Origin of the sequence: Streptomyces kaniharaensis, assembly GCF_009569385.1 — a bacterium.
Taxonomy (GTDB): Bacteria; Actinomycetota; Actinomycetes; order Streptomycetales; family Streptomycetaceae; genus Kitasatospora; species Kitasatospora kaniharaensis.
This window is the reverse complement of the sequence record NZ_WBOF01000001.1, coordinates 773,422-794,051: the sequence shown is the minus strand read 5'-3', so window position 1 is coordinate 794,051 and position 20,630 is coordinate 773,422. Positions and strand designations below refer to the sequence as shown.

20 protein-coding genes and 1 riboswitch are annotated in these 20,630 nt (G+C 71.7%); of the genes, 18 read left to right on the top strand and 2 right to left on the bottom strand.

All coding sequences use genetic code 11. The features are described from left to right. Positions 1 to 212 precede the first annotated feature (212 nt). Complete coding sequence (locus F7Q99_RS03565) at positions 213 to 596, bottom strand: ArsR/SmtB family transcription factor (RefSeq protein WP_153460030.1); 384 nt, start codon at positions 594 to 596, stop codon at positions 213 to 215. Between the two features lie 81 nt (positions 597 to 677). Beyond that, positions 678 to 870, top strand: a riboswitch (cobalamin riboswitch). A gap of 32 nt (positions 871 to 902) precedes the next feature. Between F7Q99_RS03565 and nicT the strand changes: the two genes are divergently transcribed. From nicT to F7Q99_RS03535, 6 genes are all read left to right on the top strand, one after another. After that, positions 903 to 2,021 (top strand): Nickel transporter NicT, encoded by a 1,119-nt coding sequence (gene nicT / locus F7Q99_RS03560; protein WP_153460029.1) that lies wholly within the window; start codon positions 903 to 905, stop codon positions 2,019 to 2,021. A gap of 128 nt (positions 2,022 to 2,149) precedes the next feature. Continuing rightward, on the top strand, positions 2,150 to 3,256 hold the full coding sequence (locus F7Q99_RS03555) for a M24 family metallopeptidase (RefSeq protein WP_153460028.1): 1,107 nt from the start codon (positions 2,150 to 2,152) through the stop codon (positions 3,254 to 3,256). Between the two features lie 78 nt (positions 3,257 to 3,334). Next, the gene (gene efp, locus F7Q99_RS03550) at positions 3,335 to 3,898 is read left to right on the top strand and encodes an elongation factor P (RefSeq protein WP_045692866.1); all 564 of its coding nucleotides are present in this window, start codon (positions 3,335 to 3,337) and stop codon (positions 3,896 to 3,898) included. A 4-nt stretch (positions 3,899 to 3,902) separates the two neighbouring features. Then, the gene (nusB, locus tag F7Q99_RS03545; RefSeq protein ID WP_326846214.1) at positions 3,903 to 4,340 is read left to right on the top strand and encodes a transcription antitermination factor NusB; all 438 of its coding nucleotides are present in this window, start codon (positions 3,903 to 3,905) and stop codon (positions 4,338 to 4,340) included. 191 nt (positions 4,341 to 4,531) lie between these two features. Beyond that, positions 4,532 to 5,359, top strand: coding sequence for a thioesterase family protein (locus tag F7Q99_RS03540; protein ID WP_153460027.1), 828 nt, complete (start codon positions 4,532 to 4,534; stop codon positions 5,357 to 5,359). A 236-nt stretch (positions 5,360 to 5,595) separates the two neighbouring features. Beyond that, positions 5,596 to 6,513, top strand: coding sequence for a hypothetical protein (locus tag F7Q99_RS03535; protein WP_153460026.1), 918 nt, complete (start codon positions 5,596 to 5,598; stop codon positions 6,511 to 6,513). A gap of 126 nt (positions 6,514 to 6,639) precedes the next feature. Here F7Q99_RS03535 and bldD read toward each other — a convergent pair whose 3' ends face one another. Beyond that, the gene (gene bldD / locus F7Q99_RS03530) at positions 6,640 to 7,143 is read right to left on the bottom strand and encodes a transcriptional regulator BldD (protein WP_031072501.1); all 504 of its coding nucleotides are present in this window, start codon (positions 7,141 to 7,143) and stop codon (positions 6,640 to 6,642) included. A 330-nt stretch (positions 7,144 to 7,473) separates the two neighbouring features. Here bldD and pyrR point away from each other — a divergent pair, with 330 nt between their 5' ends. From pyrR to coaBC, 12 genes are all read left to right on the top strand, one after another. After that, on the top strand, positions 7,474 to 8,097 hold the full coding sequence (gene pyrR, locus F7Q99_RS03525) for a bifunctional pyr operon transcriptional regulator/uracil phosphoribosyltransferase PyrR (RefSeq protein ID WP_153460025.1): 624 nt from the start codon (positions 7,474 to 7,476) through the stop codon (positions 8,095 to 8,097). A 5-nt stretch (positions 8,098 to 8,102) separates the two neighbouring features. Then, positions 8,103 to 9,092: an aspartate carbamoyltransferase catalytic subunit gene (locus F7Q99_RS03520; protein ID WP_326846213.1), complete on the top strand. Its 990-nt coding sequence runs from the start codon at positions 8,103 to 8,105 to the stop codon at positions 9,090 to 9,092. Next, positions 9,089 to 10,393, top strand: coding sequence for a dihydroorotase (locus F7Q99_RS03515; RefSeq protein WP_326846212.1), 1,305 nt, complete (start codon positions 9,089 to 9,091; stop codon positions 10,391 to 10,393). The genes F7Q99_RS03520 and F7Q99_RS03515 overlap by 4 nt, the downstream gene beginning before the upstream one ends. Continuing rightward, positions 10,390 to 10,956, top strand: a complete 567-nt coding sequence (locus F7Q99_RS03510; protein WP_326846211.1) for a PH-like domain-containing protein — start codon at positions 10,390 to 10,392, stop codon at positions 10,954 to 10,956. The genes F7Q99_RS03515 and F7Q99_RS03510 overlap by 4 nt, the downstream gene beginning before the upstream one ends. Further along, positions 10,953 to 12,119 carry a glutamine-hydrolyzing carbamoyl-phosphate synthase small subunit gene (carA, locus tag F7Q99_RS03505; RefSeq protein WP_153460024.1) on the top strand — a complete coding sequence of 389 codons (1,167 nt, stop codon included), beginning with the start codon at positions 10,953 to 10,955 and terminating at the stop codon, positions 12,117 to 12,119. The genes F7Q99_RS03510 and carA overlap by 4 nt, the downstream gene beginning before the upstream one ends. After that, complete coding sequence (carB, locus tag F7Q99_RS03500) at positions 12,112 to 15,420, top strand: carbamoyl-phosphate synthase large subunit (protein ID WP_326846210.1); 3,309 nt, start codon at positions 12,112 to 12,114, stop codon at positions 15,418 to 15,420. The genes carA and carB overlap by 8 nt, the downstream gene beginning before the upstream one ends. A gap of 162 nt (positions 15,421 to 15,582) precedes the next feature. Continuing rightward, a complete protein-coding gene (locus F7Q99_RS03495; RefSeq protein WP_153460023.1) occupies positions 15,583 to 16,686 on the top strand; it encodes a quinone-dependent dihydroorotate dehydrogenase in 1,104 nt (367 codons plus the stop codon). Positions 16,687 to 16,723: 37 nt separating this feature from the next. Next, entirely contained in the window at positions 16,724 to 17,557 is an 834-nt protein-coding gene (gene pyrF, locus F7Q99_RS03490) for an orotidine-5'-phosphate decarboxylase (RefSeq protein WP_153460022.1), read from the top strand. 390 nt (positions 17,558 to 17,947) lie between these two features. Beyond that, positions 17,948 to 18,274, top strand: coding sequence for an integration host factor, actinobacterial type (mihF, locus tag F7Q99_RS03485; RefSeq protein WP_030056187.1), 327 nt, complete (start codon positions 17,948 to 17,950; stop codon positions 18,272 to 18,274). Between the two features lie 49 nt (positions 18,275 to 18,323). Next, complete coding sequence (gene gmk / locus F7Q99_RS03480; RefSeq protein WP_153460021.1) at positions 18,324 to 18,881, top strand: guanylate kinase; 558 nt, start codon at positions 18,324 to 18,326, stop codon at positions 18,879 to 18,881. A gap of 37 nt (positions 18,882 to 18,918) precedes the next feature. Further along, entirely contained in the window at positions 18,919 to 19,185 is a 267-nt protein-coding gene (rpoZ, locus tag F7Q99_RS03475; RefSeq protein ID WP_030056185.1) for a DNA-directed RNA polymerase subunit omega, read from the top strand. Between the two features lie 138 nt (positions 19,186 to 19,323). Further along, a complete protein-coding gene (coaBC, locus tag F7Q99_RS03470) occupies positions 19,324 to 20,574 on the top strand; it encodes a bifunctional phosphopantothenoylcysteine decarboxylase/phosphopantothenate--cysteine ligase CoaBC (protein ID WP_153460020.1) in 1,251 nt (416 codons plus the stop codon). Positions 20,575 to 20,630 lie beyond the last annotated feature (56 nt).

Genomic DNA, 20,630 nt, shown 5'->3' with positions numbered 1-20,630 from the left:
GGCCGCGTCAGGTCCGGGCGCCGAAGGGTCTTTCAACCGTGGCCGGAACCGGCCGCGCTCATCGCCGCGTTGCGCCGGGTCGAGGACGGCGAACTCAGGATCGTGGTGTTCACGGGGCTCGGCGGGGTCGGCAAGACCGAGCTGATCGCCAGGTCCACCCGGGACCACCGGGCGCACAGCGCCGGACGGCGTGAGGCGTGGGCGGGAGCCGGTCAGCCTGCCACTGCGGCGGGCTCGTGGTGTTCCGCGGCGGCGCACTCGCCGAGGAGAGGGCGCATGCTCTCGTCCACGAGCCGGTAGCGCACAATCCGTCCGTCCTTGTCGCCGGTGACCACGCCGGCCGTGCGGAGCAGCCGCAGGGCCTGGGAGACGGCCGGGTCGCGCATGCCGGTGGCGACGGCCAGGTCGGTGACGGCGAGCGGGCCGGCCCGGTGGAGGGCGAGCAGGAGGGCGAGCCGTCCGGGGTCGGCGAGCAGGGAGAATCGCTCGGACCAGGACCGGACGTGCGCGGTGTCGCCGATCGCGGCGATGGCCTCGCAGACCCGGTGTCCGTCGATGGTGCGGTGGCCCGCGCGGTCGGCCGGTACGAGATGCATGTGCACATTCTTGCAGCCCATGGTCTGTGATCTAGGACACCTGCGCAGGTGCGCAGCCTTGCATGGGTGGGCCCGGACCCCTACGGTGTTGCCCGTCGTGGTGCTCGGGAAGACCGGTGACGGACCCTCAGGGGTCCCAGTCCGGGGCGGCCCTCGCCACTGTGATCGGGGGAAGTCGACCGCACCCACGACGCCACTGGGCGCTCCGCGTGCCTGGGAAGGCGGGTACGGGAGCCCCGTAAGCCAGGAGACCGGCCACGGCATCTCACGAAGTCTTTCCACGAGGTGCTGGAGCGTGATCCGCCGATGACCCTGCCCGAAACCGCCGCCGCCGCGGAGACGAAGGCGACGCCGTCCGTACTGCCCACCTTCCGGTGGAAGCGCGAGGACACCATCCGCACGGCCGGGCTGATGGGGGTGATCCTGGCCATGCACGTGGTGGCGTTCGGGACGCTCGTCTTCCTGGTCGCGCCAGAGAACTACGCGGTCGGTACCCAGGTCTTCGGGGTGGGCCTGGGTATCACCGCGTACACCCTCGGCATGCGGCACGCCTTCGACGCCGACCACATCGCCGTGATCGACAACACCACCCGCAAGCTGATGGCGGACGGCAAACGGCCCGTCTCGGTGGGCTTCTGGTTCGCGCTCGGGCACTCGTCGATGGTGGTCATCATGGCCGCCCTGGTGGCGGGCGGCGCGCAGCTGGCGAACACGCTGATGGACGACGAGTCGACCACCCACAAGTGGCTCGGCATGGTCGGCACCACCACCTCCGGCGTCTTCCTCTACCTGATCGGCGCGCTCAACCTGGCGGCGCTGCTCGGCATCCTCAAGGTGTTCCGGGCGATGCGGTCCGGGCAGTACGACGAGGCGGAGCTGGAGGAGCACCTCAACTCGCGCGGTTTCCTGGCCCGGGTGCTGAACCGGGCGACCAGGTCGATCACCCGGCCCGGGCAGATGTTCCCGGTGGGGATGGTGCTCGGCCTCGGCTTCGACACCGCGACCGAGGTGACCCTGATGGTGATGGCCGGTTCGGGCGCGGCGGCCGGTCTGCCCTGGTACGCGATCGTCTGCCTGCCGCTGCTGTTCGCGTCGGGGATGAGCCTGTTCGACACGCTTGACGGGACGTTCATGAACTTCGCGTACCAGTGGGCCTTCTCCAACCCGGTGCGCAAGGTGTACTACAACCTGACGATCACTGGGCTGTCGATCGCGGTGGCGTTCGTCATCGGCACCATCGAGCTGGTCGGGGTGCTGCACGACAAGCTGGACCTGACCGACCCGGTCACCGGCTGGATCGCGGACATCTCGCTGGACAACGTCGGGTACGCGATCGCCGGGCTGTTCGTCGTGGTCTGGGCCGTGGCGATCGCGTACTGGAAGCTGGCCGGGGTCGAGAAGCGGTGGAACGCCCAGAGCTCCTGATGCCGGGGCTCCCGATTCCCGCCGCCACGCTGACCGCTCTGTGGAACCCGGGGCGTGCGGGGGGCGGAGTGCGCCCCGACGGGGGCGCTCGGCGGGCGGATCGGGGTCAGGGTTCGTAGGCTCGACGCATGGCTGATGCGTACGCGGGCCGACGGGAGCGGCTGCGGGAGCACTGCAGTGCGGCCGGGTCCGATGCGGCGCTGATCACCCGGCCGGCGAACGTGCGGTACCTGACCGGTTGCGCGCCCTGCGGGGCGACGCTGCTGCTCACCCGGGACCGGGCGCTGCTGGCGCTGCCGGACGACCTGCCGCCGGACGACACCGGGGAGCACCTGATCGCCCCGGAGGTCACCCAGGTCCCGGTGCCTGCGGGTGCGGACACCGCGCTGGCCGCCGCGGACGCGGCCGCGCGGCTGCGGGTGACGGCCCTCGCGGTGGAGGAGCACGACCTGACCGTGAGCCGGCACCGGGCGGTGGCGGGCACGGCGAAGGGCGTCAGGCTGGCGGAGCTCGGGCCGGTGGTGGAGAGCCTGCGCGTGGTCAAGGACGAGCACGAGATCGGCGATCTCCGCATCGCCGCGGAGATCGCGGACCAGGCGCTCGGCGAGCTGCTGGAGTCGATCCTGGTCGGCCGGACCGAGCGGCACCTGGCGATGGAGCTGGAGCGCCGGATGATCGACCACGGCGCCGACCGGGCGGCGTTCCCGGTGTCGGTCGGCACCGGCAGCCACTCCGGCCAGCCCGCCCACCAGCCGACCGACCGCCGGGTCGAGGAGGGCGACTTCCTGACCGTGGTGCTCGGCGCGCAGTACCGCGGGTACCGGGTGTCCACCGCCCGGACCTTCGTGATCGGCGCCGCGCCCGCGCCCTGGCAGGTGGAGCTGCACCGGCTGGTGTTCCGGGCGCAGCGGGCCGGCCGGGAGGCGCTCGGGCCGGGGGTGGAGCAGTGCGTACCCGACCGGGCCGCGCGGCAGCTCCTGGAGGCGGCCGGATACACCGAGGCCTCCCCGCACCCGGTGGGCCACGGCATCGGGCTGGAGATCCGGGAGGCGCCGCGCCTCGGCCCGTCGGACATGGGTAAACTGGACAGCCGCGTACCGGTCACCGTCGGTCCCGGGGTCCACATCCCGGGCAAGGGCGGCGTCCGGATCGAGGACACGCTCGTCGTGCGCCCCCTCGAAGAGGGCGGGCCCGAGCTGCTCACCATCACCACCAAGGAGCTCCTCGCCCTGTGACCGCGGCCCCTGGCGGCCGTCGGCGGCAGGACGCGGCCCTTGGTTCCTTGACAGCTATATCCAGGAGTAAGTGCGCCCGTGGCTTCCACGAACGATCTCAAGAACGGCATGGTCCTCAAGCTGGAGGGCGGCAAGCTCTGGTCCGTCGTCGAGTTCCAGCACGTCAAGCCCGGCAAGGGCCCGGCCTTCGTGCGTACCAAGCTCAAGGAGGTCCTGACGGGCAAGGTCGTCGACAAGACCTTCAACGCCGGCACCAAGGTCGAGACCGCCAACGTCGACAAGCGCGGCATGCAGTTCTCGTACAAGGACGGCGAGAACTTCGTGTTCATGGACATGGACACCTACGACCAGCTGACCGTCGAGCCGGCCGTCGTCGGCGACGCCGCCAAGTACCTGCTGGAGGGCTTCGAGGCCCTGGTCGCCACCAACGAGGGCGCGGTCCTGTACATCGAGCTCCCGGCCGCGGTCGAGCTGACCATCGAGCACACCGAGCCGGGCGTCCAGGGCGACCGCTCCACCGGTGGCACCAAGCCGGCCACCCTGGAGACCGGTGCCGAGATCCAGGTCCCGCTCTTCGTCGTCACCGGCGAGAAGGTCAAGGTCGACACCCGCGACGGCAGCTACCTCGGCCGGGTGAAGTAAGTCCGTGTCGGCCGCACGCAGTAAGGCCCGCACCCGGGCCTTTCAGATCCTCTTCGAGGCCGATCACCGCGGGGTCGACCCGCAGCAGGTCCTCGCCGACTGGGTGGCCCGCGCCCGCGAGCCCAAGCCCGACGAGGGCACCCCGCAGGTCGGCGAGTACACCATGGAGCTGATCGAGGGGTACGTCCAGCACGCTCGCCGGATCGACGAGCTGATCTCGCAGTACGCGGTGGGCTGGACGCTCGACCGGATGCCGATCGTGGACCGCAACGTCCTGCGACTCGGCGCGTACGAGCTGATCTGGGAGGACGGCGTCCCGGACGCGGTCGTCCTGGACGAGGCCGTCGAGATCGCCAAGGAGTTCTCCACGGACGAGTCCCCGGCCTTCGTGAACGGCCTGCTCGCCCGTTTCCTGGAGCTGAAGCCGAGCATCCGCCGGTAGTACCGGAGGAGCACCGCCGACGGCCGTCGGACCCGCACGTCGGGTCCGGCGGCCGTCGCGCGTTTCACCCGATTGGCGTATCTTGGGGGCCTACTCGCCAGTAACTTGGCGGCAAGCGGGTCCGCCGCCGCCCGCGCGGCCGACATCCCCGCGTACTCCCGTACTTCCGCAGTGAAGGGCAGGCCACCCCCATGACCACCGCGATCCGCAGCGAGTTCGACCAGGGCATCGCCCTGACCAGACACCCCGAGGAGCCCGGCCGCTACGACGGCGAACTCGGCGCGGGCTGGCAGATCGGCGGCGGTGTCAACGGCGGGCTGCTGCTGGCCGTCGCCGGACACGCGCTGTCGCTGGAGCACGGTGACCACCCCGACCCGATCTCGATCAGCGGTTACTACCTGTCCGCCTCGGTGCCCGGCCCGGCCACCGTCCGGACCGAGGTGCTGCGCACCGGCCGCGGCCTGTCCACCGGCACCGCCTCGGTCAGCCAGGACGGCGTCGAACGGCTGCGCGTGATCGCCAGCCACGGCGACCTGGCCACGGTCGACGGGGAGGTGCGCACCAGCGCGCAGCCGCCGCAGCTGCCGCCGCCGGACCAGTGCATCGGCGTCGAGCACGCCCCCAAGGAGCTGATCACCCAGGCCGCGCTGCTGGAGCGCTTCGACCTGCGGCTCGACCCGGCCACCGTCGGCTGGGCGCTCGGGCAGCCCTCCGGCAACGGGCGGATCCAGGGCTGGTTCCGACTCGCCGACGGCCGCGAGCCCGACCCGCTGCTGCTCCTGCTGGTGGCCGACGCGCTGCCGCCGGTCACCTTCGACCTCGGCATGCCCGGCTGGGCGCCGACCGTCGAACTGACCGTGCACCTGCGGGCCAGGCCGGTGCCCGGCTGGCTGCGGGTCACCCACGCCACGCGGAACCTGGCCGGCGGCTACTTCGAGGAGGACGCCGAGGTCTGGGACGAGGCCGGACGCCTGGTCGCCCAGTCCCGGCAGCTGGCCCGGGTGCCGCGGGCGCAGTGACAACGGGCGACTTACCGTCGGTTACATTCCCGTGACATGCCGTAGGTGTGCGGCGCGCGGGGGTGGGGAGGACAACGGTCGGCGGCGAACCCGCTGCCGACCGTGATCCGCCGACGCCAGGAGCTACCGATGAGCGAGCGAAGCGAGCGAGCCATCAAAGGGTGCGTGTGGGCGAATGCCCCTGCCGAGCGATGGGGGCACCTCCCAGCCGCCAAGGCTGGGGGAGAGGTGGGCGCATGAGTCGCAAGGGCCGCGCCCGCCGCATCTCCGACTGCACCGGCGGCGGCGGTCCCCGCTCCCACGCGCGGGCGCCGCACCAGCGGCGGGTCGAGGGCGCCCAACAGACGTTCGTCATCGGGGTGCTGGCCAGCGCCGCGGACTTCGAACGGGCCCGCGCCTGGCGGCTGTCCGACGCCCCCGACTACGAGCGCTACCTGACCGACACCGCCCGACTGCTCGCCGAGGCGCGGCGCCGCTTCGACACCGTGCGGGCGCGGATGTTCCACCCGCAGGACTTCGCCGAGTTCTGCGTCCTGCACGGGCTGGACCCGGCCGAGCCGGCCGCCCGAGACCGCTACCTGGTCAATCCGCCGCTGCAGACCCAGCTGCTCGCCTACCAGGGGGAGGAGCTGGCGGGCGACTTCGTGCCGCGCCTGGTCCGGGCCCGGGAGAACGGGCTGACGCTCTGCCATGCCGACCTGCTGCTCGACGGCGGGCTGTACGGGGGAGCGGGCGAGTCGGACGACGAGCATCGCCGCTGGGTGCGCGCCGCCTACCAGCGCGGCGCCGAGGTGTTCCGCCGGATGCTGGTCGGCGCGGGCGCCGGGGTGTACGAGCTGCGCCTTCGGGTGGACGCGCCCGGCGGAAAGCTGAGCGCGGCGGCGCGGATCCTCCAGTGGGAGGACGGCGTGGTGCGGATCAACGACGAGGACCTGGAGCTGCTCTGCGCGGTGCTCTGCGCGGGGCTGGCCCTGGAGCTGCCCGCGGTGGCGGTGCTGCACGGTTCGCAGGGGTCGGCCGCTGCCGGCGGACACTTCCGGCCGGCCGCGTGGGCCTGGTCGAGCGACGGGCCGGACTGGGAGCCGTCGGCCCGGCCGGTGCGGCTGGACGGTGTGGCGGCGCAGCCGGGCTACAGCCTGGGGACGGTCTGCTGAGCCCGCCCCGAACGCACCGCGGCGCAGCACCCCGGGCTCCGGGGTGCCGCGCCGTGACGTTTCTGCGCAGCCCCAGGACAGCCTGGAGCCGCGTGTCCGCGCCAGTGGAGCCGCTGCCGCCGAGCGTCAGCTCGCCTCCTCCTCGCGCACCGCCCGGCGCGCGTCGGGGTTCAGCACGCCCCAGGAGATGAGCTGCTCGGTGAGGATCGACGGCGACTGGTCGTAGATGACGGCCAGGGTGCGCAGGTCGTCCTGGCGGATCGACAGCACCTTGCCGTTGTAGTCGCCGCGCTGGCTCTGGATGGTCGCCGCGTAGCGCTGCAGCGGGCCGGCCTTCTCCGACGGGACCTGGGTCAGTCTCTCCAGGTCGAGCACCAGGCGCGGCGGCGGCTCGGCGGCACCGCCGGGCGTACCGCCCGGCAGCAGCTCCTGCACCGGGACGCCGTAGAACTCCGCCAGCTCGGCCAGCCGCTGCACGGTGACCGCACGGTCGCCGCGCTCGTACGAGCCGACGACGACTGCCTTCCAGCGCCCCTGGGACTTCTCCTCGACACCGTGCAGGGAGAGCCCCTGCTGAGTGCGGATCGCTCGGAGCTTGCCTCCGAGCTGCTTCGCGTAGTCGCTGGACATTGATCTCCCCGGACGAGATTGCTTCGCGTTCAGTGGTGGGTCACGGGCCGATGCCGACGCCGTTACCGGTGGGTTCGACGTCCGTCTCGTAACTCACTGTGAGGTTACGTAGAGTAAGGTAGTTGCGTCAAGCCGAATGGGGCAGTCGTGCGAATGGCCCGCATCGGCGACGCGTCCGCGGCGTTAACCCGGTGAAGCGGAATCGTGCACGTCCGTTTGCCGGTCGGCGCGCTGATAGGATGACCCGAAGCCCGCGCCCGGTCGGCGGGGGCCCTTCCAGGCATCCTTTAAGGCCCGTCCCGTGAGGCGGGGAAGGAGGTCCGCTTCGGCATGACCACACACCAGGATCCGTCACCCCGAGCGCCGCACCAGGTGCTGGACGGCACGGACATCGCCCGGGTCGTCACCCGGATAGCGCACGAGATCGTCGAGCGCGCCAAGGGCGCCGAGGACGTCGTGCTGCTCGGCATCCACACCAGGGGCGTCCACCTCGCCCGCCGCCTGCACGCCCGGCTGGCCCAGATCACCGGCCGCGACATCCCGCTCGGCACCCTCGACATCACGATGTACCGGGACGACCTGCGGCTCAAGCCCGCCCGCGCCCTGGAGCACACCGAGATCCCGCCCGGCGGCATCGACGGCAAGCTGGTCGTCCTCGTCGACGACGTGCTCTTCTCCGGCCGCACCATCCGCGCCGCGCTCGACGCGCTCAGCGACATCGGCCGCCCGCGCGCCGTCCAGCTGGCCGTCCTGGTCGACCGCGGCCACCGCGAGCTGCCGATCCGCGCCGACTACGTGGGCAAGAACCTCCCCACCTCGCTGCGCGAGGCCGTGCAGGTCCGGCTCTCCGACAGCGACGGCGTGGACGCCGTCCTGGTCGGCGACCGCGACTACACCGCACGCTCCTCGCAGGCCCTGGCCGCCCAGCCGTCCGAACCGCACCTCCCGGAGTAACCCGCGTGAAGCGCCACCTCGTCTCCGCCGCCGATCTCAGCCGCGACGACGCGCTGCTGATCCTGGACACCGCCGAGGAGCTGGCCCAGCTCTCCGGACGGGCCGTCAAGAAGCTGCCCACGCTGCGCGGCCGGACCGTCGTCAACCTCTTCTTCGAGGACTCGACCCGCACCAAGACCTCCTTCGAGGTCGCCGAGAAGCGGCTCTCCGCCGACGTCATCAACTTCTCCGCCAAGGGCTCCTCCGTCTCCAAGGGCGAGAGCCTCAAGGACACCGCGCTGACGCTGCAGGCCATGGGCGCCGACGCGGTCGTCATCCGGCACCACGCCTCCGGCGCGCCGGCCCGCCTGGCCCAGTCCGACTGGCTGCACGGCAGCGTGATCAACGCCGGTGACGGCACCCACGAGCACCCCACCCAGGCGCTGCTCGACGCCTTCACCATGCGCCGCCACCTCAACCCGGGTGGAGGGAACGACCTCGCCGGGCGCCGGGTGACGATCGTCGGCGACGTCCTGCACAGCCGGGTCGCCCGCTCCAACGTCCACCTGCTGACCACCCTCGGTGCCCAGGTCACCTTCGTCGCCCCGCCGACGCTGCTGCCGATCGGCATCGAGAACTGGCCCTGCGAGATCAGCTACGACCTGGAGAGCGTGCTCCCCAAGACGGACGCGCTGATGATGCTGCGGGTGCAGCGCGAGCGGATGAACGCCGCGTTCTTCCCGACCGAGCGCGAGTACAGCCGCCGCTACGGCATGAACGCCACCCGGATGGCCCAGCTGCCGGAGCACGCGATCGTGATGCACCCCGGCCCGATGGTCCGCGGCATGGAGATCACCGCCGAGGTCGCCGACTCGCCGCGCTGCACCGTGGTCGAGCAGGTCGCCAACGGCGTCTCCGTCCGGATGGCCGTCCTGTACCTGCTGCTCGGCGGCGCCGTCTTCGCCGACGGCCCCGCCGACGCCCCCCGCACCGACTCCGTGGAGACCGCTCAGTGACCACCTACCTGATCCGCAACGCCCAGATCGTCGGCGGCGCCCCGCAGGACCTCCACCTCGCCGACGGTGTGATCAAGGCGATCGGCACCGACCTGGCGACCGAGGCGGACATCGAGATCGACGCCACCGGCCTGATCGTGCTGCCCGGCCTGGTCGACCTCCACACCCACCTGCGCGAGCCCGGCCGCGAGGACGCCGAGACCGTGCTCACCGGCACCCAGGCCGCCGCGATGGGCGGCTTCACCGCCGTGCACGCGATGGCCAACACCACCCCGGTGGCCGACACCGCCGGCGTGGTCGAGCAGGTCTGGCGGCTCGGCCAGGAGGCCGGCTACTGCGACGTGCGCCCGGTCGGCGCCGTCACCGTCGGCCTGGAGGGCAAGAAGCTCGCCGAGCTGGGCGCCATGCACGAGTCGGCCGCGAACGTCCGGGTCTTCTCCGACGACGGCAAGTGCGTCGACGACGCCGTCCTGATGCGCCGCGCCCTGGAGTACGTCAAGGCCTTCGACGGCGTCGTCGCCCAGCACGCCCAGGAGCCGCGGCTCACCGAGGGCGCCCAGATGAACGAGGGCCAGGTCTCCGGCGAGCTCGGGCTCGGCGGCTGGCCGGCCGTCGCCGAGGAGGCGATCATCGCCCGCGACGTGCTGCTCGCCGCGCACGTCGGCTCCCGGCTGCACGTCTGCCACGTCTCCACCGCAGGCTCCGTCGAGATCATCCGCTGGGCCAAGGCCAAGGGCTGGGACGTCACCGCCGAGGTCACCCCGCACCACCTGCTGCTCACCGACGAGGTGGTCCGCTCCTACGACCCGGTGTACAAGGTCAACCCGCCGCTGCGCACCGCCGAGGACGTCAAGGCACTGCGCAAGGCACTCGCCGACGGCACCATCGACGCCGTCGCCACCGACCACGCGCCGCACCCGGCTGAGGACAAGGACTGCGAGTGGGCCGTCGCCGCGATGGGCATGGTCGGCCTGGAGACCGCGCTGTCGGTCGTTCAGCAGACCATGGTCGACACCGGCCTGATGAACTGGGAGGGCGTCGCCGACCGGATGTCCCACCGGCCGGCCCGGATCGGCCGTCTCGCCGGGCACGGGCGGCCCATCTCGGTCGGTGAGCCGGCCAACCTGGTGCTGTTCGATCCCGCGTACCGTGGTGCCGTGAACCCCGACAGCTTCGCCACGCGCAGCCGCAACACCCCCTACCGGGGCCTCGACCTGCCCGGACGGGTGCACGCCACCTTCCTGCGCGGGCGGGCCACCGTCCTGGCCGGCGAGCTGGTCGAGCAGGGCGGCGACGCGTGAAGGCCTACGGCGCGCTCGCCCAGGAGCAGGCCAAGGTCACCAACTGGCCCGGTTACATCGGCTGGACCGTCGGCCTGCTGATCGTGATCGGTCTCATCTACTGGCTGATGCGCCAGGGCTGGAACTGGCGGCGCACCCTCCAGTCCGGCATCCCGCCGCTGCCCGCCGTGCCGGCCGGCGCCGGCCGGACCATCCTGGAGACCAGCGGCCGGTACCACGGCACCACCACCGCCGGGAACTGGCTCGACCGGGTCGTCGCGCACGGCCTGGGCACCCGCAGCCGCGCCGACCTCACCCTCGGCGAGGACGGCCTGCTGGTGCGGCGCCCCGGCGACGTCGACCTCTGGATCCCGGCCGGGCACCTGACCGGTGCCCGCACGGACTCCGGGATCGCCGGCAAGGTCGTCCCGGCCGGACTGCTCGTCGTCACCTGGAAGCACGACGGGATCGAGCTGGACTCCGGCTTCCGGGCCGACCACCCCGACGAGCACGCCGCCTGGGTCGAGGCGGTCGCTCAACTCGCAACACGTACGAAGACGAAGACGGAAGAGGCCGCGCAATGACCGCACCTGCCCCCACCACGCAGCGCCAACGGCGGGAGCCTTTGACCCGTCACGCCGCCGTGCTCGTTCTGGAGGATGGCAAGGTCTTCCGCGGCCAGGCCTACGGCGCGATCGGCGAGACCTTCGGCGAGGCGGTCTTCAACACCGGGATGTCCGGCTACCAGGAGACCCTGACCGACCCGTCGTACCACCGCCAGGTGGTCGTGATGACCGCCCCGCAGATCGGCAACACCGGCTGGAACGACGAGGACGACGAGTCCAAGCAGATCTGGGTCGCCGGGTACGTCGTGCGCGACCCCGCCCGCGTGGCGTCCAACTGGCGGGCCAGGCGCTCGCTGGACGAGGAGCTCGTCCGCCAGGGCGTCGTCGGCATCAGCGGCATCGACACCCGGGCCCTGACCCGGCACCTGCGCGAGCGCGGCGCGATGCGCTGCGGCATCTTCTCCGGCCCGCAGCTGGCCGAGCCGGCGGCCCTGCTCGCCCGGGTGCAGCAGTCGCCCGAGATGAAGGGCGCCGACCTGTGCGCCGAGGTCGCCACCACCGAGCCGTACATCGTGCCCGCGATCGGTGAGAAGAGGTTCACCGTCGCGGCGCTGGACCTCGGCATCAAGGCGATGACCCCGCAGCGGATGGCCGAGCGCGGCATCGAGGTGCACGTGCTGCCGGCGGGCGCCACCCTGGAGGACGTCTACGCGGTCAACCCGGACGGCGTCTTCTTCTCCAACGGCCCGGGCGACCCGGCGACCGCCGACCACCAGGTCGCCGTCGCGCAGGGCGTGCTGGAGCGCAGGATCCCGTTCTTCGGGATCTGCTTCGGCAACCAGATCCTCGGCCGCGCGCTGGGCTTCGGCACGTACAAGCTCAAGTACGGCCACCGCGGCATCAACCAGCCGGTGCAGGACCGCACCACCGGCAAGGTCGAGGTGACCGCGCACAACCACGGCTTCGCCGTGAACGCACCGCTGGACGAGGTGAGCGACACCCCCTACGGGCGGGTCGAGGTCTCCCACGTCTGCCTCAACGACGACGTGGTCGAGGGCCTCCAGGCGCTCGACGTGCCCGCCTTCAGCGTGCAGTACCACCCCGAAGCGGCTGCCGGCCCGCACGACGCGGCCTACCTCTTCGACCGTTTCGTGAAGCTCATGGAGGGCCAGCGTGCCTAAGCGCACTGACATCAAGTCCGTCCTGGTGATCGGGTCCGGCCCGATCGTGATCGGCCAGGCCGCCGAGTTCGACTACTCGGGCACGCAGGCCTGCCGCGTCCTCAAGGCCGAGGGCCTGCGGGTCGTCCTGGTCAACTCCAACCCGGCCACCATCATGACCGACCCGGAGATCGCCGACGCCACCTACGTCGAGCCGATCACCCCGGAGTTCGTCGAGAAGATCATCGCCAAGGAGCGCCCCGACGCGCTCCTGCCGACCCTCGGCGGGCAGACCGCGCTCAACACCGCGATCTCCCTGCACAAGGCCGGCACGCTGGAGAAGTACGGCGTCGAGCTGATCGGCGCCGACGTCGAGGCGATCAACAAGGGCGAGGACCGCGACCTGTTCAAGGGCGTCGTCGACGCGGTCAACGCCAAGATCGGCCACGGCGAGTCCGCCCGCTCCGTCATCTGCCACACCATGGACGAGGTGCTGGCCGGCGTCGACACGCTCGGCGGCTACCCGGTCGTCGTCCGCCCCTCCTTCACCATGGGCGGCGCCGGCTCCGGCTTCGCCCACAACGAGGAGGACCTGCGCCGCATCGCCGGCCAGGGCCTGGCCCTCTCGCCGACCACCGAGGTGCTCCTGGAGGAGTCCATCCTCGGCTGGAAGGAGTACGAGCTGGAGCTGATGCGCGACAAGCACGACAACGTCGTGGTGGTCTGCTCCATCGAGAACTTCGACCCGATGGGCGTGCACACCGGCGACTCGATCACCGTCGCCCCGGCGATGACGCTCACCGACCGCGAGTACCAGATCCTGCGCGACATCGGCATCGCCGTCATCCGCGAGGTCGGCGTCGACACCGGCGGCTGCAACATCCAGTTCGCCGTCAACCCCGTCGACGGCCGGGTCATCGTCATCGAGATGAACCCGCGCGTGTCCCGCTCCTCGGCGCTCGCCTCGAAGGCCACCGGCTTCCCGATCGCCAAGATCGCCGCCAAGCTGGCCGTCGGCTACACGCTCGACGAGATCCCCAACGACATCACCGAGGAGACCCCGGCCTCCTTCGAGCCGACCCTCGACTACGTCGTGGTCAAGGTGCCGCGGTTCGCGTTCGAGAAGTTCCCGAGCGCCGACGCGACGCTGACCACCACCATGAAGTCCGTCGGCGAGGCCATGGCCCTCGGCCGCAACTTCCCCGAGGCGCTGCAGAAGGCGCTGCGCTCCCTGGAGAAGAAGGGCTCCCAGTTCGGCTGGACCGGCCCGGTCGGGGACAAGTCCGAGCTGCTGGCCAAGGCGGTCGTGCCGACCGACGGCCGGATCAACACCGTCATGGAGGCCATCCGGGCCGGCGCCACCCCGGAGGAGGTGTTCGAGGCCACCAGAATCGACCCGTGGTTCGTCGACCAGCTCTTCCTGCTCGACGAGATCGCCGCCGAGCTGGCCGACGCCGCGGAGCTCACCCCCGAGCTGCTGCGCCACGCCAAGCGGCACGGCTTCTCCGACCAGCAGATCGGCGAGATCCGCGGCCTCAAGCCGGACGTCGTCCGCGAGGTGCGGCACGCGCTCGGCATCCGCCCGGTGTTCAAGACCGTCGACACCTGCGCCGCCGAGTTCGCCGCCAAGACCCCGTACTTCTACTCGTCCTACGACGAGGAGAACGAGGTCGCCCCGCGCACCAAGCCCGCCGTGATCATCCTCGGCTCCGGCCCGAACCGCATCGGCCAGGGCATCGAGTTCGACTACTCCTGCGTCCACGCCTCCTTCGCGCTGGCCGACGCCGGGTACGAGACCGTGATGGTCAACTGCAACCCGGAGACCGTCTCCACCGACTACGACACCTCCGACCGGCTCTACTTCGAGCCGCTCACCCTGGAGGACGTCCTGGAGATCGTCCACGCCGAGCAGCAGGCCGGCCCGCTCGCCGGCGTCATCGTCCAGCTCGGCGGCCAGACCCCGCTCGGCCTCGCCCAGGCGCTCAAGGACAACGGCGTGCCGATCGTCGGCACCCAGCCCGAGGCGATCGACCTCGCCGAGGAGCGCGGCGCCTTCGGCCGCGTCCTGCGCGACGCCGGACTGCCCGCGCCCAAGCACGGCACCGCCTTCTCCTTCGAGGAGGCCAAGGCGATCGCCGACGAGATCGGCTACCCGGTGCTCGCCCGCCCGTCCTACGTGCTCGGCGGCCGCGGCATGGAGATCGTCTACGACGAGGCCTCGCTCGCCTCCTACCTGGAGCGCCACGCCGGCCTGATCTCCGAGCACCCGGTGCTCATCGACCGCTTCCTCGACGACGCGGTGGAGATCGACGTCGACGCGCTCTACGACGGCACCGAGCTCTACCTCGGCGGCGTCATGGAGCACATCGAGGAGGCCGGCATCCACTCCGGCGACTCCGCCTGCGCGCTGCCCCCGATCACCCTCGGCGGCTTCGACATCAAGCGCCTGCGCACCTCCACCGAGGCCATCGCGCGCGGTGTCGGCGTCCGCGGCCTGATCAACATCCAGTTCGCGATGGCCGGGGACATCCTCTACGTGCTGGAGGCCAACCCGCGCGCCTCCCGCACCGTCCCGTTCACCTCCAAGGCGACCGCCGTGCCGCTGGCCAAGGCCGCCGCCCGGATCTCGCTCGGCGCCACCATCGCCGAGCTGCGCGCCGAGGGCCTGCTCCCGGCCGAGGGCGACGGCGGCATGCTGCCCGCCGACGCCCCGATCGCGGTCAAGGAGGCCGTGATGCCGTGGAGCCGCTTCCGCGACATCCACGGCCGCGGCGTGGACACCGTGCTCGGCCCGGAGATGCGCTCGACCGGTGAGGTCATGGGCATCGACAAGGTCTTCGGCACGGCCTACGCGAAGGCGCAGTCCGGTGCGTACGGCGCGCTGCCGACCAAGGGCAAGGTCTTCGTCTCGGTCGCCAACCGCGACAAGCGCAACCTGGTCTTCCCGGCCCGCGCGCTGGTCGGCCTCGGCTTCGAGGTGCTGGCCACCGCCGGCACCGCCGAGGTGCTGCAGCGCGGTGGCATCCCGTCCACGCTGGTGCGCAAGCACAGCGAGGGCGAGGGCCCGAACGGCGAGAAGACCATCGTCCAGCTGATCCACGACGGCGAGGTCGACCTCATCATCAACACGCCGTACGGCACCGGCGGTCGACTCGACGGCTACGAGATCCGCACGGCGGCCGTCTCGCGCGGCGTGCCGTGCCTGACCACCGTCCAGGCGATGGGCGCGGCCGTCCAGGGCATGGACGCGCTGCTGCGCGACGAGGTCGGGGTGATGTCGCTCCAGGAGCACGCCGAGCTGATCAACGCCGGCCGCAAGTAGCACCACCGCAGTGGGGGGCACCGAATCCACCGGGTGCCCCCCACTTCCATGCCCGCCCTCCCCCAGCCTTCGGCCGGGGGTACCCCCAGGCCCGCCACCACCCTTCTTTCGACGGGCTGCGCCCGCGCCCTCAAATTCGGTCCCTGCTTCGGGAGTTGCCCCTTGTACAAGCTGCTGTTCGACCTGGTCTTCAAGAGGATGGACCCCGAGAAGGCGCACCACCTCGCCTTCTTCTGGATCCGGCTCGCCTCCTCGGTGCCCGGCCTGCGCACCCTCGTCCGGCTGGTGCTCGCCCCGCGCGACCGGGCGCTGCGCACCAACGCCCTCGGCCTCGACCTGCCCGGCCCGTTCGGGCTCGCGGCCGGCTTCGACAAGAACGGCGTCGGCATCGACGGCCTGGCGATGCTCGGCTTCGACTACGTCGAGATCGGCACCATCACCGGCGAACCCCAGCCCGGCAACCCGGCGCCGCGGCTGTTCCGCCTGGTCGAGGACCGCGCGCTGATCAACCGCATGGGCTTCAACAACCAGGGCTCGGCCCGGGTCGCCGCCCGCCTGGCCGCACGCCCGCACACCAGCTCCACCCCGGTGATCGGCGTCAACATCGGCAAGACCAAGGTGGTCGAGGAGGCCGACGCGGTCGCCGACTACGTCAAGTCCACCGAGCGGCTGGCCGGGTACGCCGACTACCTGGTGGTCAACGTCAGCTCGCCGAACACCCCCGGGCTGCGCAACCTCCAGGCCGTCGACCACCTGCGTCCGCTGCTCGCCGCCGTCCGCGAGGCCGCCGACCGCACCACCGCGCACCACGTGCCGCTGCTCGTGAAGATCGCCCCGGACCTGGCCGACGAGGACGTCGACGCGGTCGCCGACCTCGCCCTGGAGCTGGGCCTGGACGGCATCATCGCGACCAACACCACGATCGGCCGCGAGGGCCTGCGGGCCGACGCCGCGCGGGTCGAGGAGATCGGCATGGGCGGCCTGTCCGGCGCCCCGCTCAAGGCCCGCGCCCTGGAGGTCCTCCAGCGGCTGCGCGCCCGCACCGAGGGCCGGCTGACGCTGGTCTCGGTGGGCGGCGTGGAGACCGCCGAGGACGCCTGGCAACGGATCATCCACGGCGCCGACCTGGTGCAGGGCTACAGCGCCTTCATCTACGAGGGCCCGTTCTGGTGCCGCCGCATCCACAGGGGCCTGTCGGCCCGGGTCCGGGCCGGCGGCTTCCGCAACCTGGCGGCGGCGGTCGGCAGCGCGGTCCCCACCCGGTGAACCCCCGTACCCCCGTACGACCTTCGGAAAGGACGACATGACCCTCGCCCCGTTCGGCGCCCGGCTGCGCCAGGCCCTCGACACCCGCGGCCAGCTCTGCGTCGGCATCGACCCGCACGCCTCCCTGCTCGCCTCCTGGGGGCTCGGTGACGACATCGCCGGCCTGGAGACCTTCAGCCGCACCGTGGTCGAGGCGCTGGCCGACCGGGTCGCCGTGCTCAAGCCGCAGGCCGCCTTCTTCGAGCGCTTCGGCAGCAAGGGCGTCGCCGTGCTGGAGAAGACCGTCGAGGAGGCCCGCGCGGCCGGTGCGCTGGTCCTGATGGACGCCAAGCGCGGCGACATCGGCTCCACCATGGCCGCCTACGCCGAGGCCTTCCTCGCGCCCGGCAGCCCGCTGTTCTCGGACGCCGTGACGGTCAGCCCCTACCTGGGCTTCGGCTCGCTGCGCCCGGCGCTCGACCTGGCCCGGGAGCACGGCTGCGGCGTGTTCGCGCTGGCGCTCACCTCCAACCCGGAGGGCGGCGAGGTGCAGCGCGCCGTCGGTGCGGACGGCGAGCCGGTCGCGGCCGCGGTGCTGCGGCAGCTGGCGGCCGAGAACGCCGGCGCCGAGCCGCTCGGTTCGTTCGGCGCGGTGGTCGGTGCGACGCTCGCCGACGCGGGCGTGGACCTGGCCATCAACGGCCCGCTGCTGGCCCCCGGCATCGGCGCCCAGGGGGCGACCATGGCCGACCTGCCGCGCGTCTTCGGCGCCTCGGTGCGCAACGTGGTGCCGAGCGTCAGCCGGGACGTGCTCAAGCACGGCCCGTCGGTGGCGGCCCTACGGGAGGCGGCCGCGCGGTTCGTGGACGAGGCCGCCGCCGCGGTGAAGTAGCCGTCGCTCGCCGCGGTCGGGTCATTGACGCAGTGAACTGGCGGGCGGGAGCGGCCGGGTAGCCGTCCGGTGACCCTGCGCAGTGTGTGCAGGGCGGCGGGGCGGCCGGTTCGTCGACGTGAGCGCCGTCACATCGAAGGCGCCAAAGTCTCGCAATCGCGGTCATTTTGTCCCGGAAAGTCCTGGTCGGCCTTGGCTGACCAGGACTTTTCGTGTTCTTTTCCTGACGTGGCGCCGCAATCCGGGTAGTGTCCGGCGATAGGTCATCGAAGAGCCGCGATTCTCGTAGCTCCCGCAGGTCAGGGCCTTGGGGTTCCACTTGCGGAGGTGTCCTGAAGAACCGAACCAGTCATAGCTCAATCCTTCCTTCCACACCCTGAGGTGAACGGCGTGGCTCTTCCGCCCCTTACCCCTGAACAGCGCACCGCCGCGCTCGCCAAGGCCGCCGAGGCTCGCCGGGAGCGCGCCGAGGTCAAGAACCGGCTCAAGCACTCCGGCGCCTCCCTGCACGAGGTGATCAAGGCCGGCAAGGCCGACAACGACGTCATCGGCAAGATGAAGGTCTCCGCCCTGCTGGAGTCGCTTCCGGGCGTCGGCAAGGTCCGTGCCAAGCAGATCATGGAGCGCCTCGGCATCAGCGAGAGCCGGCGCGTCCGCGGTCTCGGCACGAACCAGATCGCCTCCCTGGAGCGGGAGTTCGGCGGCGGTGCCGCCTGACCATGGCCCCGTGGTCCCGGGATCGTCCGCGATCCGGGATAATCGGTGCATGAGTGAGCGTCCGCGGCTGACCGTGCTCTCCGGCCCTTCGGGGGTCGGCAAGAGCACGGTCGTCGCTCATATGAGGAAGCAGTACCCCGAGGTCTGGCTCTCGGTGTCGGCGACGACCCGCCACCCGAGGCCCGGCGAGCAGAACGGGGTCCAGTACCACTTCGTCGACAACGACGAGTTCGACAAGCTGATCGCCAACGGCGAGCTGCTGGAGTGGGCCGTCTTCGCCGGCAACCGCTACGGCACGCCGCGGTCCGCCGTGCTGGAGAAGCTGGAGCGCGGCGAGCCCGTCCTGCTGGAGATCGACCTGCAGGGCGCGCGGCAGGTGCGCGAGTCGATGCCCGACGCGCAGCTGGTCTTCCTGGCCCCGCCGAGCTGGGACGAGCTGGTCCGCCGGCTCACCGGCCGGGGCACCGAGCCGCAGGACGTCATCGAGAAGCGGCTGGAAGCCGCCAAGGTCGAGCTCGCGGCCGAGCCCGAGTTCGATACGACTCTTGTCAACACCTCCGTCGAGCAGGTAGCGGCCGAACTGCTAGCCTTGCTCGGTGTAGCCTGACCTGTCAGTCCTTTCCACCCTTTCGGAAGGTTTTCGCGTGTCCTCTTCCATGACCGCGCCCGAGGGCATCATCAACCCGCCGATCGACGAGCTGCTCGAGGCCACCGACTCCAAGTACAGCCTCGTGATCTACGCCGCCAAGCGCGCGCGCCAGATCAACGCGTACTACTCCCAGCTCGGTGAGGGCCTGCTGGAGTACGTCGGCCCGCTGGTCGACACCCACGTGCACGAGAAGCCGCTGTCGATCGCGCTGCGCGAGATCAACGCGGGCATGCTGACCGCCGAGGCGGTCGAGGCTGCCTGAGGCAGTCCCCGTGGTTTCCGGAAGGGCCTGGCGGAGTTCTCCGCCGGGCCCTTCGGCGTTGTGTGTGGCACCACAGTGCGAGTGATCGCCGGGCGGTCGTAGGGTGTGCACGTTCCAGATGTGGAGGAGAGCGGGAGTATGAGCGCGACTTCGGACCGGACCGGCGCGGACGCCCCGCGCGTCGTCCTCGGCGTCAGCGGCGGCATCGCCGCCTACAAGGCGTGCGAACTGCTCCGCCGGTTCACCGAGTCCGGCCACCAGGTCACCGTGGTGCCCACCGCCGCCGCGCTGAACTTCGTCGGCGAGGCCACCTGGGCCGCCCTCTCCGGCCGCCCGGCCGCCACCGAGACCTGGGAGCGCGTCCACGAGGTGCCGCACGTGCGGATCGGCCAGCAGGCCGACCTGGTCGTGGTCGCCCCCGCCACCGCCGACCTGATCGCCAAGGCCGCCCACGGCCTCGCCGACGACCTGCTCACCAACACCCTGCTCACCGCCCGCTGCCCGGTCGTGGTGGCGCCCGCCATGCACACCGAGATGTGGGAGCACCCGGCTACCCGCGACAACGTCGCCACGCTGCGCCGCCGCGGCGTCATCGTGCTGGAGCCGGCCGTCGGGCGGCTCACCGGCAAGGACACCGGCAAGGGGCGGCTGCCCGAGCCGTCCGCGATCTTCGACGCCTGCCGGGCGGTGCTGCGCCGCGGCGGGGCCGTCCCGACCGACCTGGCGGGCCGGCACGTGGTGGTCTCGGCCGGCGGCACCCGGGAGCCGCTGGACCCGGTGCGCTTCCTCGGCAACCGCTCCTCCGGCAAGCAGGGGTATGCGCTCGCCGTGACGGCGGCGGCGCGTGGGGCGCGCGTGACGCTGGTATCGGCCAATGCGGAACTGCCGGATCCGGCCGGGGTGGACGTGGTGCACGTCTCGACCGCGCTGGAGCTGCGGGAGGCCGCGCTGAAGGCCGCCGAGGACGCGGACGCCGTGGTGATGGCCGCCGCCGTCGCCGACTTCCGACCCACCGAGTACGCCACGGGCAAGATCAAGAAGGTGGAGGGGGTCGAGCCGGCGCCGGTCGCGCTGGTCCGCAACCCCGACATCCTGGCCGAGCTGTCGGCCCACCGCGTCCGTTCGGGTCAACTTGTCGTGGGCTTCGCGGCGGAGACGGACGACGTGCTGGCGAACGGCCGTGCCAAGCTCGCCCGCAAGGGCTGCGACCTGCTCGTCGTCAACGAGGTGGGCAACGGCAAGGCCTTCGGCACGGACGTCAACGAGGCCGTGGTACTGGGCTCGGACGGCAGCGAGACGGCCGTCCCGGTGGGCCCCAAGGAGGCGCTGGCGGACGTCGTCTGGGACCTGGTCGCGAAGCGACTGGAAACGATCGGCGGCCGATCGTAAGGCGTTGGAGTTCGGACGGAGATCGGTCTCGTTTTTCGGAAGCAGGTGACGTTCGC